Origin of the sequence: Bradyrhizobium sp. CCBAU 53421 (genome assembly GCF_015291625.1) — a bacterium.
GTDB lineage: Bacteria > Pseudomonadota > Alphaproteobacteria > Rhizobiales > Xanthobacteraceae > Bradyrhizobium.
In genome coordinates this window covers 1,575,146-1,592,586 of the sequence record NZ_CP030047.1, presented here as the reverse complement: position 1 = coordinate 1,592,586, position 17,441 = coordinate 1,575,146, and the positions used below count along the sequence as shown (strand labels likewise).

Below are 17,441 nucleotides of genomic sequence, written 5' to 3'. Positions count from 1 at the left end.
TCCCATGTCGGCGCGCCATCAGACAATCGCGCGCCGACCTGATCGATTACTTCTTCTTGTCGCCGCCAGCGGGGGCCTTGGCAGCCGCGGCCGGAGCCGCAGCACCCGCAGCCGGAGCCGCCGCGGCCGGAGCCGCAGCACCCGCGGCCGGAGCAGCGCCACCGGCAGCCGCCGCAGCCGCGGCCTTCTGCTCTTCGGCGTAGCCGGACGGCGGCACGATGGTGACCAGCGTCGCGTCCTCGCGGGTCAGCGACTTCACGCCCGTGGGCAGCTTGACGTCGGAGAGATGCAGCGAGTAGCTGATCTCCAGCGCGCCGACGTCGGCCTCGATGTATTGCGGAATGTTGTCGACCGAGCACTCGAGATCGAGCGCGTGGGTGACGATGTTCACGGTGCCGCCCCGCTTGACGCCCGGCGAACTTTCACCGTTCACGATGTGAAGCGGCACGCTGACGCGGATGGTCGCGCCTTCGCCGAGCCGCATGAAGTCGACATGGAGCGGGAAGTCCTTCACCGGGTCGAGGTGGTAGTCGCGCGGAATCACGCGATGCTTCTTGCCCTCGATATCGATGTCGAACAGCGTGGTGAGGAACCGGCCCGCCAGGATGCGCTGGCGCAGTTCACGATCGTCGACCGAGATGGTCACCGGGGGCTGGTTGTCTCCATAGATCACTCCGGGAACTCTCCCGGCGCGACGCTCTGCCCGGGCGGCCCCCTTGCCGCTCTTCGGACGCGCGGTCGCCTTCAATTCCTTGACGGTCGCCATAGCGTTAAGTCCTTGTATTTAAAAAGTTAAAGGCCGCAGCGCGGCCCATGCTCAGGTCCACAGCAAGCCTCCAGGGGTGCGGGGGCCGCGGACGTGGCCGGCTTTTAGCGCCAAAGGGCCGAAATGACAAGGAAATGAAGGGATTTTTCTTGGGTTACCGAGGAGGGGCGTAGCCCGGATGGAGCGAAGCGCAATCCGGGGCCGGCCCCGCGGAGGCAGTGGTCCCGGATTTCGCTTCGCTCCATCAGCCCGCCGAACCGCCCAGCTTGGCTTCCAGCGCGGCGATCCTTGCCTTCAGCGCCTCGTTCTCCTCGCGCGCCAGGCGGGCCATGTCCTTGACCGCATCGAATTCCTCGCGCTTGACCACGTCGAGGTCGCGCAGGATGCGTTCGGCCTGGTTGCGCATGACCGTGTCGACCTCGCGCTTGACGCCTTGGGCGGCGCCTGCAGCGTCGTTCATCAGACGGCCGATCTCATCGAAAAACCGGTTGCTGGTCTGGGTCATCTCGCAAAACTCTCCACGTTCACTGGATTGCGCAAAAGACAATGGCGATGTCAGCCATCCGGTTCAAGTGCGCCGCGAATGGCAGGCCTCCGGCGGCTTGCCTTGTCATGCTCCGGTTTCCTTGCAATCGTATGAACTCACAACAGAAATCGCACACATAACGCGAGCAGAAACGCCATGATCGAAGAGACCGTCGAGATCCCGACCAAGGACGGCAAGACCACCACCTTCATCACCCATCCCGAGCGCGGCGGCCCGTTCCCGGTCGTCATCTTCTACATGGATGCGCCGGCGATCCGCGAGGAGCTGCGCGACATGGCGCGCCGGCTCGGCACCTCGGGCTATTATGTGATGCTGCCCAATATGTATTACCGGGCCGGCGTGATGGAGCTCGGCCCGATCAATCCCGATCCGGAATCGCCCGAGCGCAAGCGGATGTTCGAGCTGATGCACTCGCTCAACATCCCGCTGGTCATGGAAGACACCAAGGGCCTGCTCGCCTATGCCGAGACCCAGAAGGCGGCCAACACCAGGATCATCGGCACCGTCGGCTATTGCATGAGCGGCCGCTACGCGGTGAACGCGGCGACCCATTTCGGCGATCGCGTCAAGGCCGCCGCCTCGGTCTACGGCACGCATCTGGCGACCGACCAGCCCGACAGCCCGCATCTTGCCGCGCAAAAGACCAAGGCCGAACTCTATTTCGCCTGCGCCGAGACCGATATCTACGCCCCGGCGGAGATCATCGAGCAGGTAAAGGCCGGCATGAAGGGATCGAACAACGAGGTCGAGATCTATCCCGGCACCCATCACGGCTTTGCGTTCCCCAAGCGCCCGGTCTATGACCGCGACGCCGCCGAACGTCACTGGGAGCGGCTGCTGGCGCTCTACCGCCGCAACCTCGTGAGCTAGAGCCTCAAGACACACGATGCCGTTCCTGCTGATCGACTTTCCGGTGTTCAACCCCGTCGCGCTCGCGCTCGGGCCGATCGTGATCCGCTGGTACGCGCTGGCCTACATCGTCGGCATCGTGCTGGGCTGGATCTATGCCCGCTCGCTGATCAAGAAGGAGCGGCTGTGGGGCGGCCCGGCGCCGATCACGCTGCCGCAGCTCGACGATTTCATCCTTTGGGTCACCATCGGAATCATCGTCGGCGGCCGCACCGGCTACGTGCTGTTCTACAACCTGCCCTTCTTCATGGCGCACCCGTCCGAGATCCTGGAACTGTGGAAGGGCGGCATGTCGTTCCACGGCGGCTTCCTCGGCTGCGTCGCCGCGGTGATGCTGTTTGCCCGCCGCAACAGCATCCCGATCCTGTCGCTCGGCGACATCACCACCGCGGTCGCGCCGATCGGGCTGTTCCTCGGCCGGCTCGCCAATTTCATCAACAGCGAATTGTGGGGCCGCCACGCCGATCCGAGCCTGCCCTGGGCCATGATCTTCCCCAATGGCGGCCCGCTGCCGCGCCATCCGAGCCAGCTCTACGAAGCAGGCCTCGAGGGCATCGTGCTGTTCACGGCGCTGGCGATCATGATCCGGATGGGCGCGCTCAAGCGGCCGGGGCTGATCCTCGGCAGCTTCATCACGATCTACGGCATCGCCCGGATCATCGGCGAGCATTTCAGGGAGCCCGATCCTCAGCTCGGATTCCTGTGGGGCGGATTGACCATGGGGATGCTGCTGTCGGTGCCAATGATTATTGTAGGCGCTATCATCATCACGGCCGCCATCCGCCGCAGGGCGAACGGGACAGCGCCGAGTTCAACGTAGCGCAAGTGCAATCCAAGGAAGTCCGTGAGCGAACCCTCCCCGCTGCTGGATGAGATCAGGAAGCTGATCAAGCTGTCCGGGCCGATGCCGGTCTGGCGCTACATGGAACTGTGCCTGATGCATCCGCAGCACGGCTACTATCTGTCGCGCGATCCGCTCGGCCGCGAGGGCGATTTCACCACGGCGCCCGAGGTCAGCCAGATGTTCGGCGAACTGCTCGGGCTGTGGAGCGCCTCGATCTGGCGCGCGATCGGCTCGCCGGAGACGTTCCGCCTGATCGAGCTCGGGCCCGGCCGCGGCACCATGATGTCGGACGCGCTGCGTGCGCTGCGCGTGCTGCCGCCGCTCTACCAGTCGCTCAGCATCCACCTCGTCGAGGTCAACCCGGTACTGCGCGAGAAGCAGTACGCGACGCTGACCGGCGTGCGCAACATCACCTGGCACGACAACATCGACGACGTGCCCGAGGGACCGGCGGTGATCCTCGCCAACGAATATTTCGACGTGCTGCCGATCCACCAGATGGTCCGGCGCGAGACCGGCTGGCACGAGCGCACGGTCGGGATGGATGCCAATGGCAATTTGTATTTCGCCCCTGCCGCCGAGCCGACGCCGCATTTCGAGGTGCTGCTGCCGCCGCTGGTGCGCGCCGCCCCGTTAGGTGCGGTGTTCGAATGGCGGCCCGACAATGAGATCATGAAGCTGGCGACGCGCCTGCGCGATCAGGACGGCGCCGCTTTGATCATCGATTACGGCCACTTGCGCAGCGACGCCGGCGACACCTTCCAGGCGATCGCACGCCACAGCTTCGCCGACCCGCTGAAGAACCCGGGGCAGGCCGACGTCACCGCGCATGTCGATTTCCAGGCTTTGGCGCGGGCCGCCGAGGATGTCGGCGCGCGCGTCCACGGACCGGCGACGCAGGGCGACTTCCTCAAGCGCCTCGGCGTCGAGGCCCGCGCCGCCGGACTGATGGCGAAAGCCTCGCCCGAGGTCTCCGCCGATGTCGCTGCTGCGCTGAGACGCCTGACGGATTCCGGACGCGGCGGGATGGGCTCGATGTTCAAGGTCATGGCGATCTCCGACCCGCGCCTCACCTCGATCGCCGGCCTCAGCGATCAGCCTGACGAGACCGAACAATGACATTGGGATCACCGCTGCTGTCGGCCATACCAAGCCTGCGTCATGCCTTCTTCTCGCGCGAGGGCGGCGTCTCCGAGGGGGTCTATGCCGGCCTCAATGGCGGGCTCGGCTCAAAGGACGATCCGGCCAGGGTCGCGGAGAACCGGCGGCGGATGGCCGAGCGGCTGGGCGTGCCGCTCGACCACCTGATCAGCGTGCATCAGGTGCACTCGCCCGACGTCGTCGTCGTGGACAGCCCGTGGAACGGCGCGGCGCGCCCGAAGGCGGACGCGCTCGTCACGCGCACCGAAGGGCTTGCGATCTCGGTCACGACCGCCGACTGCGGTCCGATCCTGTTCGTCGACCCCAACGCGCGGGTGATCGGAGCGGCGCATGCCGGCTGGAAGGGCGCGCTGACCGGCGTGCTGGAATCCACCATCGCCGCGATGGAGAAACTCGGCGCCGAGCGCGGCGGCATCGTCGCCGCCATCGGTCCGCTGATCCGCAAGGAATCCTACGAGGTCGGCAACGAATTCGTCGAACGCTTCATCGAGGCGGATGCCGAGAACGGCATGTTCTTCATGCCGGCCGAACGCGACGGCCATGCGATGTTCGATCTCGCCGGCTTCATCCGGATGCGGCTGGAAAATGCCGGCGTGCTGATGATCGACGATCTCGGCATCGACACCTATTCCGACGAGCGCTGCTTCAGCTACCGCCGCTCGGTGCACCGCAAGGAAGCCGACTACGGCCGCCTCGTGCACGCCATCGCGCTGGAAGGCTGACGCCGGCGGCCGACCAAGGAATTTGATCCTGACCCGCACCGTCCGTGACCTGCCGGTCGGTTAAGGGCTGTGGCCGTCCTGCCCTAGACGTTAAGCCGTTTTAACGATATCGCAGGACGCAATGAGGGAAGCGTCAAACCACCAGTTTCAAACTGGGACAGTCGTGCGTGCTGCGCTCGCAGCCACATGGCTGGCGATTGCGTGCGCGCTTGGCGGCTGCGCGGCCGGCGGCAACGTCGCCGACTCCTACGCGATGGCGACGCCCGCGAGTGGCGGCGCAACCGTCGCGTTCGAATCGATCGACGGCCCGCCGCCCCAGGTGTTCGACCGCATGGTCGGTGTGCTCGACAGCGAATCCAAGCTGCGCAGCCTGTCGATCGTGTCGCGCGAGGGCACCGCGGCCTATCGCGTCCGCAGCTATCTGTCGGCGCAGGTCGTGCGCGGCCGCACCATGATCGCGTGGGTATGGGACGTCTACGACAGCAACCAGCAACGCGCGCTGCGACTGTCCGGCGAGGAGCCCGCCGGCAAGGCCGGCCGCGACGCCTGGGCGGCCGCCGACGATCTGGTGCTGCGCAAGATCGCCCAGGCCGGCCTCAGCGGCCTGTCCAGCATGATCAATGGCGGCCCGGCCGATGGCCCGGCGCCCGCCCCGGCACCGCAGCTCCGCGGGCCGGCGATGGTGAGCGCCCCGGCCGCCGCCCCCGAAACCGTGGCGCTGAGCTATTCCGCCAACTAACACCCCGGAATCTCCCGGGGAAAGGCGTTTTTTGCCCAGGAAAACCGCGGCGAAGGCGGCCTAATGGGTTGCCATCCGAGCCGCCTGCCTGATATTCCCTCGCGCACCGAAAACCCGCCGGTTCTGTAAGGACTTGAGATGCTGAACGTCGTATCCAGCAAGGCGCGGGGGGAAGCATCGATGTCGGCAAAGAACGGATCAATCAAGCTCGTCGCCGGCAACTCCAATCCTGCGCTGGCGCAGGAGATCGCCAAGGGTCTTGGCATCGAATTGACCAAGGCCGTGGTCCGGCGCTTCGCCGACATGGAGATCTTCGTCGAGATCCAGGAGAACGTCCGCGGCTCGGACATGTTCATCCTGCAGTCGACGTCGTTTCCGGCCAACGACAATTTGATGGAGCTTTTGATCATCACCGACGCGCTGCGCCGCTCCTCGGCGCGCCGCATCACCGCGGTGGTGCCCTATTTCGGCTACGCCAGGCAGGATCGCAGGTCCGGCTCGCGTACGCCGATCTCGGCCAAGCTCGTCGCCAATCTGATCGCCCATGCCGGCGTCGACCGCGTCATGACGCTCGACCTGCATGCCGGCCAGATCCAGGGCTTCTTCGACATCCCGACCGACAATTTGTTCGCGGCGCCGCTGATGGTGCGCGACATCAGGGAGAAGTTCGACCTCGCCAAGGTGATGGTGGTGTCGCCCGACGTTGGCGGCGTGGCACGTGCCCGCGGCCTCGCCAAGCGCATCAACACGCCGCTTGCGATCGTCGACAAGCGCCGCGAGCGCCCCGGCGAGTCCGAGGTGATGAACGTGATCGGCGACGTCGCCGGCTACAATTGCATCCTGGTCGACGATATCGTCGATTCCGGCGGCACGCTGGTGAATGCGGCCGACGCGCTGATCGCGCACGGCGCCAAGGAGGTCTCGGCCTACATCACCCACGGCGTGCTGTCGGGCGGCGCCGCCGCGAGGATTGCCTCGTCGCGGCTGAGGGAGCTGGTCATCACCGACTCGATCCTGCCGACCGAAGCCGTCAACAAGGCGCCGAACATCCGCCAGATCTCGATCGCCGGCCTGATCGCCGAAGCGATCGGCCGCACCGCGGCGGAAGAGTCGGTCTCCAGCCTGTTCGATTAGGTTCGATATTTGCTGTCGTCCCCGCGAAAGCAGGGACCCATAACCACAGGATTGCGTTACGGCTCGCAGCTGTGGACCCAGCGTTCGCAACAATTGGCATTGGTGGTTATGGGTCCCGGGTCGCGCTTCGCTTGCCCGGGACGACAGCGGATATGTGGCACCATCCCCGCTAGAACCCCGGCCGAGGCACGTGGCTCATCAGCGTCCGCGCATAGCCGCCATCGACGATGATCTCCTCACCATTGACATATGACGACCTGTCGCTCGCCAGGAACAGGGTCGCATCCGCCATGTCCTGCGGCGCGCCGATCCGGCGCATCGGCACCACCGCGGTGCGCCGCTCGGTGACCCCTGGCGTGTCGTAAAACGCCTGGCTCATCGGCGTCACGACGAGGCCGGGGCTGACGACATTGCTGCGGATGCCGTGCGGCCCCCATTCGGCGGCGAGCTGCTGCGAGAGCATGACGACGGCGGCCTTGCTGACGCTGTAGGCGCCGCTCTGCCCCTGCGCATTGCTGGCGGCGATCGAGGCGACGTGGATGAGGCTGCCGCGTCCGGCCTTGCGCATCTGGCGGCCGAACGCCTGCGCGCAGATGAAGTAGCCGGTGAGGTTGATCGCCAGCACCGCATTCCATTCGGCGAGCGGCAGCGTGTCGAGCCCGCCGGGGCGCAACACGGCGGCGGTGTTGACGAGGATGTCGCACGGACCAAGCGCGCGCGCGACGGCGTCAGCGGCCGCCGCGACATTGTCCTCGCTGGTCGTGTCGCAGCTTGCGACGAGATGACCGTCGCCGAACTCGCGAAGCTTTGCCTTGGTCTCCGCCAGGGAGCGCTCGTCGCGATCGAGCGCGGCGACCCTGGCGCCGGCGCACGCGAAGCTGACGGCGGTGGCGCGGCCGATGCCGCCGCCTCCGCCGGTGACGACGGCAACGCGGCCCGACAGGCCGAGCCAGTCGGAAGAGCCTTCCTTGGTCATGATCCGATCACTCCCATCCGGTGTTTTTGTCACCGGACAGCTTAGCCGAAGGTGCGGTCAGACCAAGGCCGCCAGCTCAGACGCCAGCTGTCGCCGCTTGGCCTACGACCTCACCGAACGATTTGAAGAACTCGCCGGCAAGCTTCCTCGCGGTGGAATCAATCAACCGGCCGCCGAGCTGCGCCAGCTTGCCGCCGATTTGCGCTTCAACCGCATAGGTCAGAACGGTTACGTCCGGCCCTTCCGATGCCAGCGTGACGAAGGCGCCGCCCTTGGCAAAGCCGGCGATGCCGCCGGAACCCTCGCCGGAGATCCGGTAGCTGTTCGGAGGATCAAGTTCGGATAGCGTCACTTTACCGCCGAAGGTCGCCTTCACCGGTCCCACCCTCAAGACGATGGTGGCGGTCATCTCGGTCGGAGAGGCCATCTCGAGCGACTGACAGCCGGGAATGCACCGTCTCAGAATCTCGGGATCGTTGAGCGCGGCCCACACCTTCTCCTTTGAGGCCGGGATACGCTGGCTGTCGTTCATCTGCATCTTGCGGCTTACCTTCCTGTATTGGCGGCGGCACGCTGGCCGCGGCGACGCGTGATGGTGATTTCGGCGAGGATCGACATTGCGATCTCCTCCGGCGTGATGGCACCGAGATCGAGCCCGGCCGGCGCCTTCACGCGATCGATCCCGGCAACCTCGAGACCGTCGGCAATCAGCTTGTCGCGTAGCGCGGCCATCTTGCGCTTGCTGCCGACGAAGGCGTGGTAGGCAGCGTCAATCTCGATCGCCGACTTCAGCGCAGCCTCGTCACCCTTGCCTTGCGTCGACACCACGACGAAGCGAGCTGCCTTGTTGAGATCGCCCGGCTGCAAGCCATCGACGACCACGTCGGCATCGGGTTCGGCGGCAAGATCGGATGCGGGCGCCGCGAGCGTCACGTGATAGCCGAGTTGGCGCGCTTGAGCTGCGAGCGATAGCGCAACGGGACTTGCGCCAAGGATGACCAGCGAGGGATGCGGCAAGACCGGCTCCACGAAGATATCCATCGTCCCCTTGCTCGGACACATATTCGAGGCGAAGCGCACACCGTCCCTGCTCTCGCCAGCGACAACGCCGAGCTCTGCAAGCAAATTCTCCGGCTGCACCGAGACCATGCGCGGCTCGCCGTCGATCAGCGCCTCCCGCGCCGCCTTCAGGACCGCCCCTCTGGCGCAACCTCCGCCGATCCATCCCGCCACGATCGTGCCGTCCGGACGGATGATCGCCTTGGCCCCCGCCTTGGCGGCGGTCACGGAGACCGTGCGGACGACAGTCGCCAGCACGAAGGCCTGCTCAGCGGCCTTCATCTGCGCGACCAGATCCATGATCTCGACATGCACACCCATCACAACCTCGCCAGATAGGGCTCGAGCGCCATCAAGCTCGCCAGCGTGTTAGCCGGCGCATAGAGATCGACATGCGGCAGCGCCGCCTTGATGCCGCGGGCTTCCGGCGTGTAGCCCTGCCATCCCATCATCGGGTTGAGCCAGGCGACGCGGCGGCAGCGGCGGCCGAGGGCAGCCATCTCGCGACCGAGCAGCGCCGCATCGCCGGTCTCATAACCGTCGGAGACGATCATCACGCAGGTGCGCGAATGGATCACGCGCGCGGCGTGCCAGCGATTGAAGGTCTGCAGGCTCTCGCCGATCCTGGTGCCGCCGCCCGCGCCTTGCGCCATGATCGAGAGCCGATCAAGCGCGCGGCCAGGATCGCGCTCTTTCATCGCGTCCGAGACGTGAGCCAACCGCGTGTGGAACAGGAACGCCTCGGCTTCGCGGAACTCGTCGAGCACGCCGTGAATGAAGCGCAGGAAGACGCCCGTATACATGCTCATCGAGCCCGACGCATCGAGCAGGAGCACCAAGCGCAATGGCTTCGGCTTGCGCTGCCGCTTCACCAGGCTGATCGCCACACCGCCGTGGCTGACGTTGCGATGAATCGTACGGCGCAAATCCAGACGATGGCCGCGGCGGCGGGCCAGCTCCCGCCGTGTCAGCCGCATCTGCATGGCGCGCGCCAATCGCGCTGCGGCAAGATGGGCCAGCTCCACCTGCTGCGGGTCGGCCAGGTTACGAAAATCCACTTCGGCGATATTGTCGGCGCCCGAAGCTCCTTCCATGCGCCCCTCACCGGAGCGCTCATTTTCGGCTCCGTCGACCGATGGAACCTGATCCATTGCCGTCTCGGCGCTGGTTCTCGTCTCCGCGGACTGGTTAAGCAAACTCTTCAGTGAGGGATTATTCGCAGGCTTGGCTGCGCCAGTCGTGATTGAGCGTGACCGCGCCCGCTTGCCGAGCCAGAACGCATCAAAAATTCCGTCGAACTTGTCCCAATCGGCCTTGCGGGTCGAAAACAGATGCTTGAGCGCCGAGCGCAGCAGGCCCGGCCGCGCCGCGTAGCCCGTCCCCATCAGGGCGGCGGCATCGTGCCCCTCGGCAAGCCCGACGGCGAAGCCGTTGTCGCGCAGGGTCCGCAGAAAGGCCGCGAGCTTGCGCGAGACGAGACGGGACACCTCGCGAACGTCATTGATGTCGGGCGATGCGCCGCAGCAACTCATGCGACCCTCCCGAGCAAACGTTGCGTGACCTCGCGCGAGACCCGCGCCTTGTCTTCCTGCGTCTTGAGCAGGCACATCAGGGTCTCGTGCACCGTCTCGGGCGCATCGTGCAAATCCTTCACATCGAGCCCAATCAGTGCAGCGGCCCAATCCAGCGTCTCGGCGACGCCGGGCACCTTGCGCAGTTCTTCCTTCCGGACGCTCTCGACCATGCGGGCGATCTGCAGCGCCAACGAAGCACTGATGCCCGCGACGCGCGCTGTGATGATGCGCGCCTCGCGGTCGACATCGGGATAGTCGACATAGTGATAGAGACAGCGGCGGCGCAGTGCATCCGAGAGCTCGCGCGTGCCGTTTGACGTCAGCACGACGTGAGGGATCGCGATCGCCTTGATCGTACCGAGCTCGGGAATCGAAACCTGGAAGTCGGACAACAACTCCAGCAGAAACGCCTCGAACTCGTCGTCCGCACGATCGATCTCGTCGATCAGCAACACCGGCGACCTTTCGCGGCGGATCGCTGCAAGCAACGGCCGCTCGAGGAGATATTTCTCGGAGAAGATCTGATCCTCGACCGCATCCGCGTCGGCGCCGCGGTGCGCCTGGATCGACAGCAACTGCCGCTGGTAGTTCCACTCGTAGAGTGCCGCCGACTGGTCGAGCCCTTCGTAACACTGCAGGCGAATCAACTCCGTGCCGTGAACGGTGGCGAGAGCCTTGGCCACCTCGGTCTTGCCGACGCCCGCCTCGCCCTCCAGGAGAAGCGGACGCCGCAGCTGTTGCATGAGCGCGATCGCAACCGCGAGCTCGCCGTCGGCGACATAGCCGGCGTCGCCAAGAGCGCGCGCGATCTCGTCACGGGTCTTCATGCCGAAGCGAACACGCCGAGGCTCTTCGCCGCCACCCAGTTCCGCCAGAAATCATGCGGCATCTGGATGTGGGTCGAGCCGAGGAATGAAAACGCATCGTTGACCGCGTTGGAAAACGCCGGCACGCCGCCGACATTCGGGCTCTCGCCGACACCCTTGGCACCGATCGGATGATGCGGCGACGGGGTGACCGTGAAATCCGTTTCCCAATGCGGAGTCTCGACCGCGGTCGGCATGAAGAAATCCATGAACGAGCCGGTGACGACATTGCCTTCGGCGTCGTAGCGAATTTCCTGGCCCATCGCGATGGCGAACGCCTCGGTGAGGCCGCCATGTACCTGGCCCTCGATGATCATCGGGTTGATCCGGGTGCCGCAATCATCGAGCGCATAGAAGCGCCTGACCTTGTAGACACCTGTATCGACATCGATGGTCATCACGCAGATGTAGGCGCCGAACGGATAGGTCATGTTCGGCGGATCGTAATAGCTGACCGCTTCCAATCCCGGCTCCATTCCGGGCGGCACCGAATTGTACGCCGCCCAGCAGATATCCTTCATCGACATGAACTTCTCGGGCAGACCCTTGACGCGGAAGCCGTCGATGTCCCATTCGAGATCGTCCTCGTGAACCTCGAGTTTGTAGGCCGCGATCATCTGCGCCTTGGCCCTGATCTTTCGCGCGGCCATCGCAATCGCGGCGCCGGCGACCGGCGTCGAACGCGAGCCATAGGTGCCGAGGCCATACGGCGCCGTGTCCGTGTTGCCTTCCTCGACCATGATGTTGTCGGCGGGAATACCGATCTCGGTAGCGATGATCTGTGCCCAGGTCGTCTCGTGTCCCTGGCCCTGGCTCTTGGTACCCATCCGCGCGATGCCCGCACCGGTCGGATGCATCCGGATTTCGCAGGAGTCGAACATCGCAATGCCCAGGATGTCGCAATTCTTCGACGGGCCGGCGCCGACGATCTCGGTGAAGAACGACACGCCGATGCCCATGATCTCGCGGGTCTCGCCGCGCTTGAAGGCGGCACGCATCTGCTCCTGCTCCTTGCGGAGCTCGGCGTATTTCACCGTCTCCATCGCCTTCCGCATGGCGGTGCCGTAATCGCCGGAATCGTATTCCCAACCGAGCGCGGAGTGGTACGGAAACTGCTCCGGCTTGATGAAGTTCTTCAAGCGCAGTTCGGCCGGATCCATGCCGAGCTTCTGGGCCAGAATATCCATCGCACGCTCGATGCAGTAAGCGGCCTCCGTGACACGGAACGAGCAGCGATAGGCAACGCCGCCCGGCGCCTTGTTGGTGTAGACGCCGTCGACCGCAAGATGCGCGGTCGGGAAGTCGTATGATCCGGTGACGATATTGAAGAAGCCGGCCGGCCATTTCGACGGGTCGGCGCAGGCATCGAAGGCGCCGTGATCGGCCAGCACGTGGACGCGCAGGCCGGTAACCTTGCCCTCCTTGGTCGCGGCAATCTCGGTCGTCATGTGGTAGTCGCGGGCGAATGAAGTCGCGGTCAGGTTCTCGATGCGATCCTCGACCCATTTCACCGGCTTGCCGGTGACGATGGACGCAACTGCGGCGCAGATGTAACCGGGATAAGCGCCCACCTTGTTGCCGAAACCGCCGCCGATGTCAGGCGCGATCACGTGGATCTTCTGCTCCGGCAGCTTGGCGATCAGCGCCACGACGGTACGGATCACATGCGGCGCCTGGAAGGTGCCCCAGATCGTCAGTTCGCCCTTGACCTTGTCGAACGAGCAGACGCACTGGCAGGTCTCGAGCGGCGACGGATGGGTGCGATGATAGGAGATCATCTCCTTGATCGTCACCTCGGCCTTCTTGAAGGCGGCATCCGTCAATTCCTTGTCGCCGACGGTCCACTCGAAGATATGATTATAGTGCTTGCGCGTGCCATGGGCACCGATGGTCTTGCCGGCGAGATCTTCACGCAGCACCGGCGCATCCTGATCCATCGACTTGAACGGGTCGACCAGCGGCGGCAGCGGTTCGTACTCGACCTTGACCTTGTTGATGCCGTCATCGGCGGCATAGCGGTCCGTCGCGACGACGAACGCCACCTCCTGGTTCTGGAACAGCACCTTGCCGTCGGCCAGCACCATCTGCACGTCGCCCGCCAAGGTCGGCATCCAGGCGAGGTTGACGGTCTTCAGTGTCTCGGCGGTGATGACCGCGAGCACGCCCGGCACCTTCAATGCCTCTGAATCATCGATCGACCTGACGCGCGCATGCGGATGCGGCGAGCGGACGAAGTCGCCATGCAGCATACCCGGCAGCTTTACGTCGTCGACGTAGTTGCCCTTTCCTTGCGTGAAGCGGATGTCTTCGACGCGCTTGCGCTTGCAGCCCATTCCTTCGAGCGCGGCCGTGCGTTGTTCCCGCGTGGGAGTCATATCGTTCATTCTGCGGCCTCCCGGAATTCCACGCCGTTGAGCTTGGCGGCGGCGTATTGAATGGCTTTGACGATGTTCTGGTAGCCCGTGCAGCGGCAGATATTGCCGGAGATTCCCATCCGGATTTCCTGCTCGGTCGGCGATGGATTCTCCTTCAGCAGCCGTTGCGCGCGCATGATCATTCCGGGTGTGCAGAAGCCGCATTGCAGACCGTGCATCATGCGGAAGCCTTCCTGCAGCGCCGACAGCGAGCCGTCGGGATTGGCCATGCCCTCGATCGTGGTGATGTCGGAGCCGTTGGCCTGGACCGCGAACATGGTGCAGGATTTCACCGACATGCCGTCGATATCGACCGTGCAGGCGCCGCAATGCGTGGTCTCGCAGCCGATATGCGTGCCGGTCATCTGCAGATTCTCGCGGATGAAGTGCACCAGCAGCGTGCGCGGCTCGACGAGACCTTCGACCTCGGTGCCATTCACCTGCATCGTGATATGGGTCTTTGCCATTTGCCCCTCCTCAGGCCGCGCTTGCGGCAGCGCGCTGCAACGCACGCGTCACCATGATGCCGCCGACATGCGTGCGGTATTCGACCGGGCCCCGCGCGTCCGCAGCCGGCGCCATGATCGCTTCCGCGGCCGCCGCGGCCTTCTTGAGCGTGGCGGCATCAAGGCTGCTACCGATGACCGCCTTGGCAGCAGCGTCGGCCAACAGAGGAGTTTCCGAGAGATTGGTGAGCCCGATCGTGCAGGTCGCGACCTTGCCGCCGGACATCGTGAGCACCACAGCCGCGGCGGCGGTCGCGTAGTCTCCGACCTTCCGCTTCAGCTTCTCATAAGCGTAACCATGGCCGGCCGGGGGGATCGGGATGGATATCGAGGCCAGCAACTCGCCGGGCTCGATCGCCGTGAAATAGGCGCCCTGATAATATTCGGCGGCCGCAATCTCTCGCCCGCCATCGAGCCCCTCGAGATGGTAGATCGCGCCGAGCGTCATCATCAGCGCCGGCATGTCGTTGCCGGGATCACCATTGGCGACATTGCCGCCCACGGTGCCGCGATACCGGACCTGGGGATCGGCGATCAAAAGCGCTGCTTCGTGCAGAATGGGGATGGATTTGGCGACCTCATCGGAAGCAAGCAAGTCGTGCTGGGTGGTCATGGCCCCGATCAACACCTTGCTGCCGTCGCGCCGAATGCCCTTGAGGTCGGCAATCCCGTGCAGGTCGACCAGGTGCTCCGGAGTAGCCAGCCGAAGCTTCATCATCGGGACGAGGCTGTGGCCGCCGGCTAGCGGACGAACTTCGTCGCCAAGCGTCGAGAGCAGTTTCACTGCGTCGGCCAATGTGGCCGGCCGGTGATAGCTGAACGAACCGGGAATCATCATTTCCTCCATGTCGTCCTGCGGCCTTGCGGTACCCGCGAACGTTGGAGGGAGGCTGGCTGGGGGCGGATTCGCCCGCAATAAGCGCAGCACGGGAGTTGAAAATTCGCACGAAATGCCGCGTGACGCGCACGAAATGCGTCAGGTGCTGCTCCCTATCCGTAAGAGAGGAGCTCAGGCCGTGCGGCGAACGAGCCCGAGTCGGGCCTTGACCTCGGCGATTTTGGCCCGACTCACCGGAACCAAGTGTGGAGACGGACCGTCCAGTTCCAAGACCGCCCCGTCACCCTCTTTCCGGACAATGGCGACATGGGGAATTGCCACGATATGGCTGCGGTGCACCCGCAGAAACAGGCGAGGATCGAGCAGCGCCTCGGCTTCCGAGATCGACCAGGGACACATTCGCTCCCGGGTCCCATCGTGCACCTTTGTGTAGTGGGCATCCGCCCTCACGCTGCGAACTTCGGCGGCATCGATGAAATGGGTACCGTCTGCTCCCTCGACAGGCAGCCGGGGCACCGGCGCCGCGCGCGGGGGCTGGCCAATTCCGCCCAACGGCGTCGGCCGAAGCGGCGGGTCGGCCTCGACAATGCCGCCAGCGGCCGCTTCGACCGGTTCGAAGCCTGCCCCGACGGGGTCCGTGGTTGCCGCCGCCCGCTTCCGCGGGTCGGGCACCAACGACAGCAGGAAGCCTGCGGCGATCACAAAGCAGAGCAAGGTCACGACCAGTGACAGCATCTGCGACGACGCCACCAATCCCTCCATGCGGTGGTGGGCTTCGCCCTCAGATGGAGCAATCTGCATGCCGGCCATTGCCGTGTAGTGCATTCCGGAGACGGCAACGCCGAAGGCAACCGCACTCAACATCAACTGCACGCCGCCGCGTCGCGCCAGGAACGCGCGCAACCCGCCATAGGCCGCGGCGATCGCGATCACGACCGAGAGCACGACCATTCCCGGAGCATGCGTCATTGCGAAGTCACCGGACAGCCCGTGCATGCCGACATAGTGCATGCTGACAATGCCAAGCCCCAGCAACACGGCCGACGAAGCAACACGAAGCATCGACGGTTCACCGATGCTGACAAAGAACAGCGAAATGCCAACTACCAGCGCACATATCAGAAAGGAAATGATGGTCGGCAACACGAGATAGACGGCGCCAACCGGCAAGGGCGCGGCAAGCATGCCGACAAAATGCATCGTCCAGATGCCAACCGCGAGGAAGAATGCTGCACTCGCGAGCAACAAGCGATGACCGGAATCCGGTCTGCCGCGGATGCGCGCAGCCAGGCCGAACCCGGTGTAACCTCCCAGAATCGCGATCACCACCGAGAGCGCGACGAGATAGGGATCGTGTCCTTCGAACATGATCGTCTCGGCCGGGCCGTCGTCACGGCGAGGCCTCCTCCCACCGCCGACTTTATAGATACGGCGGTGGGAATGACAATCAGACGATTGGAAGGCCGGCGCTAACCGGGTATTCCCGCCGCGACCTGACCACGCAGCCGTTCCAGGCTGAGCAGCGTGTTGGCGCAGGCTTCCGCGACCTCGATCCCCTTGATCACGAAGTGCTTGCGGAAGAACTCGTAGTGCACCTCGGTCTCGTGGAATTGCTGCGGCGTCAGCACCGCCGAGAACACCGGCACCTCGGTGCGCAACTGCACGTCCATCAGCGCCTTGATCACGGTATCGGCGACGAATTCATGGCGGTAGATGCCGCCATCGACGACGAGCCCGGCCGCGACGATCGCGGTGTAGCGGCGGGTCTTCGCCAGCAGTTGCGCATGCAGCGGGATCTCGAACGAGCCCGGCACCTCGAACACGTCGACATTGGTGATGTGGCGCGCCTCGATCTCCTTCAGGAAGGAGATGCGGCACTCCTCCACCACATCGCGATGCCAGGACGATTGCACGAAGGCAACGCGCTGCGGCTTCGCGAAATGCGGATGCTCCGGCACCGGCGGCATGGCCGGCGTATCGGGCGCATTTTCTGCTTGGGAGGTGTGGACTTGAGAAGCTTGAACGTCTTGGTCTTGCAACATCTGATTCATGGCTTTCCTCTTTCAGGACCAGAATCAGGGCACACGGACAACGACACGAGCCCGCGCGAAAATCGCGTTGGCTGCCGCAACCGTTCTCTTTCATCCGGACTGTAACCGTCGGCTTCGGAATTGCACCGAATCTGCTGACCCTTCTCCCGGCTTCGCGGAGGAAGGCGCTCGCGGGCTTGGGCTCATCGCCCTTTACCGCCGGTGGGGATTTTCACCCCGCCCTGAGAACATCGGCACGCCCGGGATGGACGTGCCTGACCCGAAATATGACCAAACCGCGACAGCTCGGCAAGGACCTTTGGCATGGGGAAACGGCATGTCCCCATGAGCGCGCC

At 64.7% G+C, this 17,441-nt stretch carries 18 protein-coding genes and 1 riboswitch; of the genes, 6 read left to right on the top strand and 12 right to left on the bottom strand.

Annotated features, from left to right (window positions below; translation table 11 throughout):
* Window positions 1–46: 46 nt before the first annotated feature.
* Both XH92_RS07485 and XH92_RS07480 read right to left on the bottom strand, forming a co-directional pair.
* Complete coding sequence (locus XH92_RS07485) at window positions 47–766, bottom strand: 50S ribosomal protein L25/general stress protein Ctc (RefSeq protein ID WP_194458664.1); 720 nt, start codon at window positions 764–766, stop codon at window positions 47–49.
* A gap of 244 nt (window positions 767–1,010) precedes the next feature.
* Window positions 1,011–1,271 carry an accessory factor UbiK family protein gene (locus XH92_RS07480; RefSeq protein WP_038388183.1) on the bottom strand — a complete coding sequence of 87 codons (261 nt, stop codon included), beginning with the start codon at window positions 1,269–1,271 and terminating at the stop codon, window positions 1,011–1,013.
* 177 nt (window positions 1,272–1,448) lie between these two features.
* Here XH92_RS07480 and XH92_RS07475 point away from each other — a divergent pair, with 177 nt between their 5' ends.
* From XH92_RS07475 to XH92_RS07450, 6 genes are all read left to right on the top strand, one after another.
* On the top strand, window positions 1,449–2,183 hold the full coding sequence (locus XH92_RS07475) for a dienelactone hydrolase family protein (RefSeq protein ID WP_194458663.1): 735 nt from the start codon (window positions 1,449–1,451) through the stop codon (window positions 2,181–2,183).
* A 16-nt stretch (window positions 2,184–2,199) separates the two neighbouring features.
* Window positions 2,200–3,042, top strand: a complete 843-nt coding sequence (lgt, locus tag XH92_RS07470) for a prolipoprotein diacylglyceryl transferase (RefSeq protein ID WP_194458662.1) — start codon at window positions 2,200–2,202, stop codon at window positions 3,040–3,042.
* Between the two features lie 84 nt (window positions 3,043–3,126).
* The gene (locus tag XH92_RS07465; protein ID WP_194461156.1) at window positions 3,127–4,185 is read left to right on the top strand and encodes a class I SAM-dependent methyltransferase; all 1,059 of its coding nucleotides are present in this window, start codon (window positions 3,127–3,129) and stop codon (window positions 4,183–4,185) included.
* Entirely contained in the window at window positions 4,182–4,949 is a 768-nt protein-coding gene (gene pgeF, locus XH92_RS07460; protein ID WP_194458661.1) for a peptidoglycan editing factor PgeF, read from the top strand. Before XH92_RS07465 ends, pgeF begins: the two co-directional genes overlap by 4 nt.
* Before the next feature lie 121 nt (window positions 4,950–5,070).
* The gene (locus XH92_RS07455) at window positions 5,071–5,688 is read left to right on the top strand and encodes a hypothetical protein (protein ID WP_194458660.1); all 618 of its coding nucleotides are present in this window, start codon (window positions 5,071–5,073) and stop codon (window positions 5,686–5,688) included.
* A 180-nt stretch (window positions 5,689–5,868) separates the two neighbouring features.
* Window positions 5,869–6,822, top strand: coding sequence for a ribose-phosphate pyrophosphokinase (locus XH92_RS07450; protein ID WP_194458659.1), 954 nt, complete (start codon window positions 5,869–5,871; stop codon window positions 6,820–6,822).
* A gap of 169 nt (window positions 6,823–6,991) precedes the next feature.
* Here XH92_RS07450 and XH92_RS07445 read toward each other — a convergent pair whose 3' ends face one another.
* The 10 genes from XH92_RS07445 to XH92_RS07400 all read right to left on the bottom strand — a co-directional run bounded on the left by XH92_RS07445 (window position 6,992) and on the right by XH92_RS07400 (window position 17,106).
* Window positions 6,992–7,798 carry an SDR family NAD(P)-dependent oxidoreductase gene (locus tag XH92_RS07445; protein ID WP_194458658.1) on the bottom strand — a complete coding sequence of 269 codons (807 nt, stop codon included), beginning with the start codon at window positions 7,796–7,798 and terminating at the stop codon, window positions 6,992–6,994.
* A 76-nt stretch (window positions 7,799–7,874) separates the two neighbouring features.
* Window positions 7,875–8,336: a carbon monoxide dehydrogenase subunit G gene (locus XH92_RS07440; RefSeq protein WP_194458657.1), complete on the bottom strand. Its 462-nt coding sequence runs from the start codon at window positions 8,334–8,336 to the stop codon at window positions 7,875–7,877.
* 8 nt (window positions 8,337–8,344) lie between these two features.
* Window positions 8,345–9,178 carry an XdhC family protein gene (locus XH92_RS07435; RefSeq protein WP_194458656.1) on the bottom strand — a complete coding sequence of 278 codons (834 nt, stop codon included), beginning with the start codon at window positions 9,176–9,178 and terminating at the stop codon, window positions 8,345–8,347.
* The gene (locus XH92_RS07430; protein ID WP_194458655.1) at window positions 9,178–10,389 is read right to left on the bottom strand and encodes a VWA domain-containing protein; all 1,212 of its coding nucleotides are present in this window, start codon (window positions 10,387–10,389) and stop codon (window positions 9,178–9,180) included. The genes XH92_RS07435 and XH92_RS07430 overlap by 1 nt, the downstream gene beginning before the upstream one ends.
* Window positions 10,386–11,258, bottom strand: a complete 873-nt coding sequence (locus tag XH92_RS07425; protein WP_194458654.1) for a MoxR family ATPase — start codon at window positions 11,256–11,258, stop codon at window positions 10,386–10,388. Before XH92_RS07425 ends, XH92_RS07430 begins: the two co-directional genes overlap by 4 nt.
* Window positions 11,255–13,681, bottom strand: coding sequence for an aerobic carbon-monoxide dehydrogenase large subunit (locus XH92_RS07420; protein ID WP_194458653.1), 2,427 nt, complete (start codon window positions 13,679–13,681; stop codon window positions 11,255–11,257). The genes XH92_RS07425 and XH92_RS07420 overlap by 4 nt, the downstream gene beginning before the upstream one ends.
* Window positions 13,678–14,178: a (2Fe-2S)-binding protein gene (locus tag XH92_RS07415; RefSeq protein WP_194458652.1), complete on the bottom strand. Its 501-nt coding sequence runs from the start codon at window positions 14,176–14,178 to the stop codon at window positions 13,678–13,680. Before XH92_RS07415 ends, XH92_RS07420 begins: the two co-directional genes overlap by 4 nt.
* Before the next feature lie 10 nt (window positions 14,179–14,188).
* Window positions 14,189–15,052 carry a xanthine dehydrogenase family protein subunit M gene (locus XH92_RS07410; RefSeq protein WP_194458651.1) on the bottom strand — a complete coding sequence of 288 codons (864 nt, stop codon included), beginning with the start codon at window positions 15,050–15,052 and terminating at the stop codon, window positions 14,189–14,191.
* A gap of 174 nt (window positions 15,053–15,226) precedes the next feature.
* Entirely contained in the window at window positions 15,227–16,423 is a 1,197-nt protein-coding gene (locus XH92_RS07405) for an MHYT domain-containing protein (protein ID WP_194458650.1), read from the bottom strand.
* Between the two features lie 101 nt (window positions 16,424–16,524).
* Window positions 16,525–17,106, bottom strand: coding sequence for a 6,7-dimethyl-8-ribityllumazine synthase (locus XH92_RS07400; protein ID WP_194458649.1), 582 nt, complete (start codon window positions 17,104–17,106; stop codon window positions 16,525–16,527).
* Between the two features lie 78 nt (window positions 17,107–17,184).
* Window positions 17,185–17,339, bottom strand: a riboswitch (FMN riboswitch).
* Window positions 17,340–17,441 lie beyond the last annotated feature (102 nt).